The organism is Kitasatospora sp. NPDC059803 (genome assembly GCF_042732255.1).
In the GTDB taxonomy this organism is placed as follows: domain Bacteria; phylum Actinomycetota; class Actinomycetes; order Streptomycetales; family Streptomycetaceae; genus Kitasatospora.
The window spans coordinates 1-10,505 of the sequence record NZ_JBHWIJ010000302.1 but is presented as its reverse complement, the minus strand read 5'-3'; the positions used below and the strand labels follow the sequence as shown (position 1 = coordinate 10,505).

The window sequence follows — 10,505 nt, the reverse complement described above, 5'->3', positions numbered from 1 at the left end:
GCCCCCGCCCGCCGGCGGTCTCGTTTTGCGGCGCCCCTCCCCGGGGGCCAAACTACGACTGTGATGAACCCCTTGTGCCTTTGTGCGGGGCGGGCCTACTCTCCCCCGCAAACCTCATCCGGCCAGCACGACCGGCGTGCCCGTCAGGTCCACGCCTGCCTGGCGGAGTTCGCCGAGGGCGGTGACCGTGGTGTCGGTGGCCACGCCCGCCGTGTAGTCCAGCAGCACCCTGGTCGCGAACCCGGCCTTCACGGCGTCCAGCGCCGTCGCCTTCACGCAGTGGTCGGTGGCGATGCCGACCACGTCCACCGCGTCCACGCCCTGGCCGCGCAGCCAGTCGGCGAGCCGGGTGCCGTCCGCCGCGAAGCCCTCGAACCCGCTCTTGGACGCCGAGTGCGCGCCCTTGAAGAACACCTCGTCCACCGCGCCCGCGTCGACGGCGGGCGCGAAGGACGGGTGGAACTCGCCGCCCTCGCTGCCGACCACGCAGTGCACCGGGAAGGACTCCCGGAAGTCCGGCTGCGCCGAGAAGTGCGGGCCCGGGTCGATGTGGTGGTCCCGGGTCGCGACCACCCGCGCCCAGCCCTCCCGCTCCGGGCCCTGGACCAACTCGGCGATCGCCCGGGCCCGGTCGGCGCCCCCGCCGACCGGGACGCTCCCTCCCTCACAGAAGTCCTTCTGCACATCCACCACGATCAGCGCGCGAGCCATCGACCGGCCTTTCCTCGGGGGTACGGGATTTCGCGGCCAGCTTGACGCCTTCAAGGTGCGTGGACGAAGCAACCCGGGCTGGCGTTCACCCGGACGGGCCTGGCGCGGCGATCAGCACACCCCGGCAGCACCACCAAGGCCCGCAGCGGAGCGTTCGAGGGAGTCGGTCAGCCACAGGTAGGACAGGCCGACCGTGACCGGATCCCCGCTCGCCTCGGCCACGAGCCGCCAGTAGCGGCGCATCCGCCGGTCCCGGTCCACAGCCACGTAAGCCAGCAGGCGGCCTCGGAACTTCGGGGTGTCGCGGTCGCCGCGGACGGAGGCGTGGGCCGCGACGAACCGGTCGAGTGCGGGGCCCACCCGGGGCGGCTCACCCGCCCGTACCAGGGGCTGGGCCAGCGCGCACGCCTCGCCGATCCCGCCCACCAGCTCGTCCTCGTCGGCGATCAGTGCGGCGCCGGCCCGCGCCCTGGCCAGCAGGCCTCGGCTCAGTTCCCGGTCCCCGGCCAGGGCGAACAGCTCGGCGAACGCGACCACCTGCGGCGGGGTCGGGTCGGCGGGCGGCTCGGGTACGGCGATCGCCACGAACGCGGTGAGCATCGCCTCCGACACCGGGGCGACCATCGCACGTCTCCAGAAGTCGATCAGCGCGTCACGGGCGGCTCCCCCGCCCTCCATGGCCGCCAGCAGCTCCAGCCTGGCGGCCCGGTCGGCCGGTCCGGCCTCCTCGACCGCGCGCAGCGAGGCCCGCCGCCAGGCCAGGTCCGCGAGCCGCACGTCGAGCACGGCCCGCTCGGCGGCGACGACCTCGGCCACGGAGCGTTCGCCGGCGAGCACCTGCCTGATCGAGGGCAGCCCGAGCCCGAGCCTGCGCAGCCGTCGGACCAGGCCGAGCCGCTCCACGGCCACCTGGTCGAACCTGCGGTGCCCGCCCGTGCTACGCACCGAGTCGATGACGCCCTCGTCGCAGTAGTAGCGGATGGTGCGCACCGGCACGCCGGTCAGCCGGGCCAGCTCGCCGATCCCCAACGTCTCATCGAGCAAAGGCACTTGAACCTCCACCGGACTGGAGTTCCTACCGTATCCAGGTAACCCCGAGAGAGGAGCATCGCGATGGCGATGACGTCGACGCTGGACACCGCACGGCTCATGGAGGGACTGCGGGAGCAGAGCGCGAAGACAGGCCGCGCGGTCGCCGGAAGGGACCCGGACACCCCAGTGCCCACCTGCCCGCAGTGGCCGCTGCGCACCCTCGTCGGGCACCTCGGCCAGGAGCACCGGTGGGCGGCCGAACTCGTCCGTACGCGCGGGCAGTTGCCCGTCCCCGACCCGTGGCAGGCCGATCCCGGCGCCCCGGACGGGTGGGCCCGGTGGCTGCGCGAGGGCGCGGAGGACCTGGTCCGCGCGGTCCAGGAGACCGGCGCGGACACCGAGTTGCCCACGTTCTTCGGGCCACGGCCGGCGGCGTTCTGGCTCCGCAGGCAGCTGAGCGACACCTGCGTCCATCACTACGACGCCGCGTCGGCGACGGGCACCGCGTTCGAGATCGCCGACGACCTCGCGGCCGACGTGATCAGCGAGAACCTCGACCTGCTGTGCACGCCGGCCTTCGAGTCGGTCAGGCCGGCGGCGGCCGGGCTGCGCGGCCGGGGCGAGCGGGTCGGGTTCCGGCCGAGGTCCGGGGAGGGCTGGGTGGTCACCAGGGCGCCCGAGGCGCTGCGGTGGGAGCGCGGGCCGGTCGAGGCCGACGTGGTGGTGTCGGGCGCGGTGGCGGACCTCATGCTGGTGGTCTCCCGCCGCCTCCCGCCGCAGGACGACCGGGTGGCGGTGACGGGCGACCGCGCCTTGCTGGACCACTGGCTGACCCACACAGCGTTCTAACCGCCAGAGTTGCGCGAGAAGTCGGCCGGCCCGACTTCTCGCGCGACGGCGTTCGGCTACCGGCCGACCTCGCGGAGGCGGAAGTCCTCGACCGTCTCCCGGCGGATCAGCAGGCGGGCCCGGCCGTCCTTGACGGCGGCCACCGCCGGGCGGCCGACCAGGTTGTAGCCGGAGGCCATCGACAGCTGGTACGCCCCGGCCGCCGGGACGGCCAGCAGGTCCCCCGCGCGCAGGTCGGCGGGCAGTACGGCGTCGCGCACCAGCACGTCGCCGGCCTCGCAGTGCCGGCCGACCACGTCCACCCGGGCCGCGCCCGCCTCCGAGCGGCGGCCCACCAGGCGGACGCTGTACGGCGATCCGTACAGCGCCGGGCGCGGGTTGTCGCTCATCCCGCCGTCCACGGCGGCGAAGCAGTGGCCGTCCGCGGTGTGCTTCACCGACAGCACCCGGTACACGGCGACGGCGGCCGGGCCGGCCAGCGCGCGGCCGGGCTCGACGATCAGCCGCGGCACCTCCAGGCCCGCCTCGGCGCAGCGCACCGCCAGCCGGTCGGTCACCCGGACGGCGAAGTCGGCGACGTCGAACTCGGCGTCCCCCGGCAGGTAGCGGATGCCGTGGCCGCCGCCGAGGTCCAGTTCGGGCAGTTCCACGCCGTGCTGCTTCCGGATCTCCGCGAGCAGCCGCACCAGCGCGTCCACCGCCTGGAGGTAGGGCTCGACCTCGGTGATCTGCGAGCCCAGGTGGCAGTGCAGGCCGGCCAGTTCGAGCCCGGGCTGGTCGAGCACCCGGGCGATCGCGTCGGCCGCGTCGCCGCCCTCGATCGGGAAGCCGAACTTCTGCCCGCCCACTCCCGTCCGGACCGCCGTGTGGTGCCCGGCGGCGATCCCCGGGACGACCCGGACGAGTACCCGCTGCGGGGTGTCGGCGGCCACCAGGGCGGCCAGCCGGGCGATCTCCGCCGGGCCGTCGATCACGATCCGCCCGACCCGCAGCCGCCGGGCCAGCCGCAGTTCCTCCGGGGACTTGGCGTTGCCGTGCAACAGGATCCGCTGCGCCGGGAAGCCTGCCGAGGCGGCCAGCCACAGCTCGCCGGAGGAGCAGACGTCCAGGCCCAGGCCCTCCTCGGCCACCCAGTCGGCCATCGCGCTGCACAGGAACGCCTTGGCGGCGTACAGCACCTCGGCGTGCGGCAGCGCCCGCCGGTACGCCCGGGCGCGGTTGCGCACCTCGGCCTCGTCCAGGACGTACAGCGGGGTGCCGAACCGCTCGGCCGCCTCCGCCAGCCCCACCCCGCCGACCAGCACGTCGCCGCCGGGGCCGGGCCGCGCCGAGGCCGGCCAGGGGCCGCCGAGCGCGTCGACGGCCGGGGCGTCGGGGCGGGCGGTGGAGGTGCCGGTGGTGGGGGCGGGGACGGTGGAGGGGACGGACGGGGCGGTCAGCTGCGTCATGGCGGTACTCCTACGGGGCGGGGCGGGGTTGCGGCACGCGGTGGGCGGGGTCAGTCCTCGAACTGCATCGCGATCCGGCAGTGCGCCGGGCGGCCGCGGTCGTGGCCGACCGTGGGCGCGGGCGCCGGTTCGGGCGGCTCGGGGCTGTCCTGAAGCTCATGCCGTTCCTGTCGGTCCTGCCGGACACCGGCGGGCACCAGGCGGACCAGGCGGCGCGGCGACTGGTCGACGGCGGTGGCGATCGTGCTGCTCACGGGAGGCTCCTCGGGCTCGGGCGGGCGGGCCGCTGTGTGCGGCCCTCGGTTCCAGTGGATGCCCACCGGAGGCCGATCGCACCGGGCCTTGACGCGTGGCCTACGCTCCGCCGGGCGTCCTTGACGCCTTCCTGACATCCGCCGCCACGACCGTCACCCGTACGGCCGCACGCGCCCCCGAACGTCCGTACGAGCCACCGAACGCCCACCCGGTCCGGATGTCAGGGAGCCGTCAAGGACGGCCGCCCACACGCCAAACCCGCGTCAAGAGGCGTGTGGCGGGCGCGGATCCGATGGTGGGCTGGCCGCCGTCCCCGCCGCCACCGAGCCCGCCGCCCCGTTGCCCCGCAGCCCGGGGCGGCCCGGAAGGTCTTCCGAGACGATGCGCCGTTCGGCCCTCACTCCCCCGGACACCACCACGCCCCGAACCGACTGGTTCCGCCGCCCGGAGGGCGTCCGCGAGCAACCCCCGCACGACCGGCCGAACGACCGGCCGCACCAACCGCAGCACCACCCGAGCCACCGGCCGACCGGCCCGGACGGCGGCCGCCGCCGGCTCATCACCCGCCGCCAGCTCACCGAGGCCCTGCCCGCCGCCGTCCGCAAGCTCCACCCGCGCACCATGATGCGCAACCCGGTGATGCTCGTGGTGGAGACCGGCTCCGCGCTCACCACGCTCAGCGCGGTGATCCACCCGAGCGTGTTCGCCTGGGTGATCGGCTTCTGGCTCTGGCTGACGGTGCTGTTCGCCAACCTCGCCGAGGCCGTCGCCGAGAGCCGGGGCAAGGCGCAGGCCGAGTCGCTGCGCCGCACCCAGGCCGGGACGACCGCCCGGCGGCTGCTGCACTGGCGGGTCGGCACCCGCGACCACCGCCACGAGGTGATCCCCGCCGAGCAGTTGATGCTGCACGACGTGGTGCTGGTGCCGGCCGGCGAGGTCGTGCCGCAGGACGGCGAGGTGGTCGAGGGGGTGGCCTCCGTCGACGAGTCGGCGATCACCGGGGAGTCCGCGCCGGTGATCCGCGAGTCCGGCGGCGACCGCACCGGCGTCACCGGCGGCACCAGGGTGCTCTCCGACCACCTGGTCGTCCGGGTCACCTCCCGGCCCGGGCAGAGCTTCGTCGACCGCATGATCGCCCTGGTGGAGGGCGCCAACCGGCAGAAGACCCCGAACGAGATCGCGCTCAACATCCTGCTCGCCTCGCTCACCATCGTCTTCCTGCTCTCGGTGGTCTCGCTCCAGCCGATGGCGATCTACGCGCACGCGCCGCAGACCACCGTGGTGCTGGTCGCCCTGATGGTCGCGCTCATCCCGACCACCATCGGCGCGCTGCTGTCCGCGATCGGCATCGCCGGGATGGACCGGCTGGTCCAGCGCAACGTCGTCGCCCTGTCCGGTCGGGCCGTCGAGGCCGCCGGGGACGTCGACGTGCTGCTGCTCGACAAGACCGGCACCATCACCCACGGCAACCGCCGGGCCGTCGCACTGCACCCGCTGCCCGGCGCGAGCACCGAACAGCTCGCCGAGGCCGCCCAGTTGGCCTCCCTCGCGGACGAGACCCCGGAGGGCCGCTCACTCGTCGAATTGACGAACCGTCAGTACTGGGTGCCGCCCCGCGCCCCCGGCGAACTCGGCGAGCAGCAGCCCGTCCCGTTCACCGCGCACAGCCGGATGAGCGGCGTCGACCTGACCTGGCCCGACGGGACGAACTGCCTGATCCGCAAGGGCGCCGCCGGCGCCGTCGCCCGCTGGGTGGTGGACTCCGGCGGGCGGATGCCGATGGAGGCCAAGCCGCTGGTGGACCGGATCGCCGAGGCCGGCGGCACCCCGCTGCTGGTCGCCGTCCACGACCGGCACGGCGCCCGCGCGCTGGGCGTGGTCGAACTCAAGGACGTGGTGAAGGAGGGCATCGCCGAGCGCTTCGCCGAGCTGCGCAGGATGGGCATCCGCACCGTCATGGTCACCGGCGACAACCCGCTCACCGCCCGCGCCATCGCCGCCGAGGCCGGGGTGGACGACTTCCTCGCCGAGGCCACCCCCGAGGACAAGCTCGCCCACCTGCGCCGCGAGCAGGCCGCCGGGAACATGGTCGCGATGACCGGCGACGGCACCAACGACGCCCCCGCCCTCGCCCAGGCCGACGTCGGGGTCGCGATGAACTCCGGCACCCCCGCCGCCAAGGAGGCCGGCAACATGGTCGACCTCGACTCCAACCCGGCGAAGCTGATCGACATCATCCGGGTCGGCAAGCAACTCCTCATCACCCGTGGCGCGTTGACCACCTTCTCGATCACCAACGACGTGGCCAAGTTCTTCGCGATCATCCCCGCGATGTTCGCGAACGCCTACCCCGGGCTGCACCACCTCAACATCATGGAACTGCACAGCCCGACCTCGGCGATCGCCTCCGCGATCATCTTCAACGCGCTGATCATCGTCGCGCTGATCCCGCTCGCCCTGCGCGGCGTCCGCTACCAGCCCGCCTCCGCCACCGACCTGCTCCGCCGCAACCTGCGGGTGTACGGGCTGGGCGGGCTGATCCTGCCGTTCCTCGGCATCAAGGCGATCGACCTGCTGATCCAGTTCGTGCCGGGCCTCGGCTGAGACGCACGGCGCACCGCGCACCGCGCGCCGCGCACCGCGCGCCGCGCGCCGGAGCTGTCAGAAGGACGTCAAGAAGTGTGCGACCGGCGTCATGGAGCCATCAGCGGCGGTACGGACGGACCGGTTCCGGGGTTCACTGGAATCATCCGAACCAAGGAGTACGGAACCGGGAACACCCGACCGGAGAAACGGAGGCGAACGGCCATGACCGGGACCACCCGAGTGATCGTCGGCCTGAGCGGATCACTGAGCAGTCTGGCCGCCCTCTACCACGCCGTCGGCGAGGCGGCCCGCAGCGAGGCCGTGCTGGTGCCGGTGGCCGCGTGGAACGCGGGCGAACGCGACGGCCTGCGCCCGCTGTCCGAACTGGAGCACGCCGCCCGGCGGCGGCTGGACATCGCCTTCGAGCAGGCCTACGGCGGCTACCCGGCCGGCCTGGTCATCCACCCGCTGGTGGTCAAGGCCGAGCCCGGGCCGGCCCTGGTCGGCGCCGTCACCGGGCCGGAGGACCTGCTGGTCCTCGGTGCCGCCACCCGCCGCCGGTTCGACCGGCTGCGGCACGGCTCGGTGGCCCGGCACTGCCGCCACCGCGCGGGCTGCCGGGTGGTCGAGGTGTCGCCCTCCGCGCTGCTGACCCGACTCGAACTCCCCGCCCGCACCGGGGCACCGCTCCCGCTGCTGGGACGTGCCTAGATCCCGCGGATCCCGCCGGACAGACCCTGACAGCAGTTCCCCCGAACCCGCCCGCCGGCTCGACGCGTCACCTCACCCACGCCGAGCCGGCGGGCGCCATCGCGCCCGGGCGCGCCGGTCCGGGGCCCCTGGCCCAGGCCCGACCCGTCGGCGCCCCCAACTGCACCACCGCGTCCGCGTGTTCACGCACCAGCGACAGGTCGTGGCCGATGAGTGCCAGCGCCACCCCGCGCTCGGCGCGCAGCCGGCCCAGCAGGGTCATGATGCCCGCGGCCGTGTCGGTGTCCAGCCCGGAGGTCACCTCGTCGCACAGCAGGACGTCCGGCTCGGCCGCCAACGCCCGGGCGATGGCGACGCGTTGACGCTGGCCGCCGGACAGCTCGTGCGGGTGCCGGGCGGCCAGGTCGGCGGGGAGGCCGACGGCGGCCAGCAGTTCGGCGACCCGGCCGGGGCACTGCTCGTGCGGGGTGGTGTGGTGCAGCCGCAGCGGCCGGGTGAGGGTGGCGCCGACGGTCCGGGCCGGGTTGAGCGCGCCGAGCGGGTTCTGCGGGACGAGTTGGACGCGGCGGCGCTGCTCGCGGGTACGGGCGTGGTGCGAGCCGGCCAGCGGGGCGCCGTCCAGGGTGAGGGTGCCGCCGGTGGGCGGGTGGAGCCCGGCGAGGACCCGGACGAGGGTGGTCTTGCCCGCACCGGAGGGGCCGACGATGCCGGTGCAGCTGCCGGGCGCGAGGTGCAGGTCGACCCCGGTGAGGATCCGGCGCCGCCCGCGCCCGTACCCGACGTGGGCTTCGACGCCGAGCGCGGCCAGCCCGACGGCGGTGCGCGCCGCGACCGGTCCGGACGTGCGGCTCGCCCCGGCCCGGACGGCGCCGGCCCGGACGGCGCCGCCGCCCGCCCCGGGCCGGGCCGGGGTGAGGACGAGCACCTCGTCGGCGCAGCGGGCGACGAAGGCGGCGTCGTGGCTGGCGAGCGCGACGGCGATGCCGTGCCGGCGGGCGAGTTCGCGCAGCAGGTCGGCGATCTCGTCCCGCAGCGCGGGGTCGAGGCCGGCGCCGGGTTCGTCGAGGAGCAGCAGGTCGGGGCGGCGGGCGAGGGCCCGGGCGAGGGCGACGCGACGCTGCCGGCCGCCGGAGAGGGCGCCGGGGAAGGCGAGCCGGTGGCGGCGCAACCGGCGCAGTGGTTCGGGGGCGAGGGCGAGGACGTCCTGGCCGAGGACGGTGACCAGCCCGGTGGCCCGGGCGCCCGGGGGCAGGGCGCCGGCGAGGGCGTGCAGCAGGGTGGTCTTGCCCGCGCCGGAGGGGCCGGTGACGGCGTGCACGCGCCCGGGGCGCAGGTCGAGGCTGACCGGGGCGAGCAGCGGGGTGCCGTCCGCGAGGGCGATGGCGAGCCGGTCGACCCGGGCGGTCGGGTTCTCGGTCACAGTCATTCCGCGTGTCCTCCCCCGAACCGAAATCACTTAGGTTTGCCTACCCTGAAGTTGAGCCCCCAGACAACCCTCCTGCCACACAATGGCTCAGGAGTGACCACCCCGCCGACGTTCTCGGCCGCCGTCCGGCCGTCGGCACCAGGGGGCGGCCGGCGCGCGGCCGGCGTCATTGCGGGTCGTGCAGGTGGTCGCTCAACCAGGTCAGCGACGGCGGGAGCAGCCTGGTCCAGGTGGTGAAGTTGTGCCCGCCGGTCTCCACGACGGCCTGGGCGACCACCAGCGGCGGGCGGGCGGCCGCGGCGAAGGCCACGGAGTCGGCGTAGCCGTGGCCGTCCTCCTTGCTGTCGGCGAGGAGGACGGCGAGGGCGGGCATCGGCAGGTGGGCGAGACGCCAGTTCAGGTCGGCCTCGTCGCGCCGCTGCTGGCTGCCGCCGAAGAGGTCGCCGGTGGTCGCGTCCTCGGCGGCCTTGAAGTAGCCGGACAGCGAGACCGCCACCGGGAAGGTCTCCGGGTGGACCATGCCGAGTTTGACGGCGCAGTAGCCCCCGGTGGAGTCGCCGATCACGCCGAGGCTGCCGGTGCCGTCGAGCACCCGGTAGGAGGCGCGCAGGTCGGCCGGCACGTCGGTGGTGAAGTAGCGCTGGGCCTGCGGGCCGTTCGGGACGTCCTCGCACTCGCTGTCGCGCGGCATCGACGGAGAGGGGCGCACCAGCACCAGGACGGTCGGCTTCATCGTCCCCCGGCGCAGCAGGTCGAGTTCGTACGCCGGGTAGCGCAGCTTGGTGACCAGGTTGGCGGCGTCCCCCGGGAAGCCGGTCATCACCAGGGCGGCCGGGAAGTGCCGGGCCTCGGCGCCGGGCCGGAAGTACTGCGGCGGCAGGTAGACGTACCCGTCGGTGCTGAGCCCGGTGGTGGTGCCGGGCAGCCGGACCCGGTCGAGCCGCCCAATGGTGGCCGGGCTGCGGTCGGCCCCGTCCGCGCCGGTGATCTCGGCGGTGCCGAGCACCTGCACCCCGGCGGGCACTTCGGCCGGGGTGCCGCTGGGGGTGCCGGTCGGGCTTCCGGACGGAACGACGGGCGAGCTGCCGGACGGAACGGCGGTCGGGCCGCCGGACGGGCCGCCCGCCTGGATGACGCCCGTCGCACGGTCGCGCCCGAACAGGTCGGACCAGCTGCTGTAGAACACGAAGTCGTCGTTGACGGCGAGCCCGAGGGTGGCCAGCAGGGCGAACTGGGTGACGGCGATCGTCCCGAGCCGCAGGAACACCGCGGGCCAGCTGCGGACGGCCAGCCGGGGCCAGACCCAGAGCGTGCCGAGCACCGTGAACACCGCGAACAGTGCCACCAGCGCCAGCAGCTTGTGACTGGTGAGTCCCATCCGGCCTCCCTGGGGCGCGTCCGACAGCGCGACCCAGGGTAGCCAGGTCGGGACCGAACGTCACTCCCGCCGTTCCTGCGCGACCAGGTCGGCGAGCGCCTGCCAGACC

At 74.8% G+C, this 10,505-nt stretch carries 9 protein-coding genes; 3 read left to right on the top strand and 6 right to left on the bottom strand.

Features of this window, described 5'->3' with window-relative positions:
• Positions 1-114: 114 nt before the first annotated feature.
• Together ACFV6I_RS32925 and ACFV6I_RS32920 are read right to left on the bottom strand one after the other, a co-directional pair.
• Entirely contained in the window at positions 115-711 is a 597-nt protein-coding gene (locus ACFV6I_RS32925) for an isochorismatase family protein (RefSeq protein ID WP_380429324.1), read from the bottom strand.
• Positions 712-822: 111 nt separating this feature from the next.
• Complete coding sequence (locus tag ACFV6I_RS32920; protein WP_380429321.1) at positions 823-1,761, bottom strand: MerR family transcriptional regulator; 939 nt, start codon at positions 1,759-1,761, stop codon at positions 823-825.
• A 63-nt stretch (positions 1,762-1,824) separates the two neighbouring features.
• On the opposite strand from ACFV6I_RS32920, the gene ACFV6I_RS32915 reads away from it, so the two are divergent.
• Positions 1,825-2,592: a maleylpyruvate isomerase family mycothiol-dependent enzyme gene (locus tag ACFV6I_RS32915; RefSeq protein WP_380429318.1), complete on the top strand. Its 768-nt coding sequence runs from the start codon at positions 1,825-1,827 to the stop codon at positions 2,590-2,592.
• A 56-nt stretch (positions 2,593-2,648) separates the two neighbouring features.
• Here ACFV6I_RS32915 and lysA read toward each other — a convergent pair whose 3' ends face one another.
• Both lysA and ACFV6I_RS32905 read right to left on the bottom strand, forming a co-directional pair.
• Positions 2,649-4,040 (bottom strand): diaminopimelate decarboxylase, encoded by a 1,392-nt coding sequence (lysA, locus tag ACFV6I_RS32910; protein WP_380429315.1) that lies wholly within the window; start codon positions 4,038-4,040, stop codon positions 2,649-2,651.
• 50 nt (positions 4,041-4,090) lie between these two features.
• Positions 4,091-4,294 carry a hypothetical protein gene (locus ACFV6I_RS32905; protein ID WP_063346558.1) on the bottom strand — a complete coding sequence of 68 codons (204 nt, stop codon included), beginning with the start codon at positions 4,292-4,294 and terminating at the stop codon, positions 4,091-4,093.
• A gap of 382 nt (positions 4,295-4,676) precedes the next feature.
• Here ACFV6I_RS32905 and kdpB point away from each other — a divergent pair, with 382 nt between their 5' ends.
• Both kdpB and ACFV6I_RS32895 read left to right on the top strand, forming a co-directional pair.
• Positions 4,677-6,899 (top strand): potassium-transporting ATPase subunit KdpB, encoded by a 2,223-nt coding sequence (gene kdpB / locus ACFV6I_RS32900; protein ID WP_380429313.1) that lies wholly within the window; start codon positions 4,677-4,679, stop codon positions 6,897-6,899.
• Positions 6,900-7,103: 204 nt separating this feature from the next.
• Positions 7,104-7,592, top strand: coding sequence for a universal stress protein (locus ACFV6I_RS32895; protein WP_063346559.1), 489 nt, complete (start codon positions 7,104-7,106; stop codon positions 7,590-7,592).
• Between the two features lie 67 nt (positions 7,593-7,659).
• Here the strand turns inward: ACFV6I_RS32895 and ACFV6I_RS32890 are convergent, their stop codons facing one another.
• Complete coding sequence (locus ACFV6I_RS32890; RefSeq protein WP_380429311.1) at positions 7,660-9,018, bottom strand: ABC transporter ATP-binding protein; 1,359 nt, start codon at positions 9,016-9,018, stop codon at positions 7,660-7,662.
• A gap of 166 nt (positions 9,019-9,184) precedes the next feature.
• Entirely contained in the window at positions 9,185-10,396 is a 1,212-nt protein-coding gene (locus ACFV6I_RS32885; RefSeq protein WP_380429309.1) for an alpha/beta hydrolase, read from the bottom strand.
• Positions 10,397-10,505: the final 109 nt, after the last annotated feature.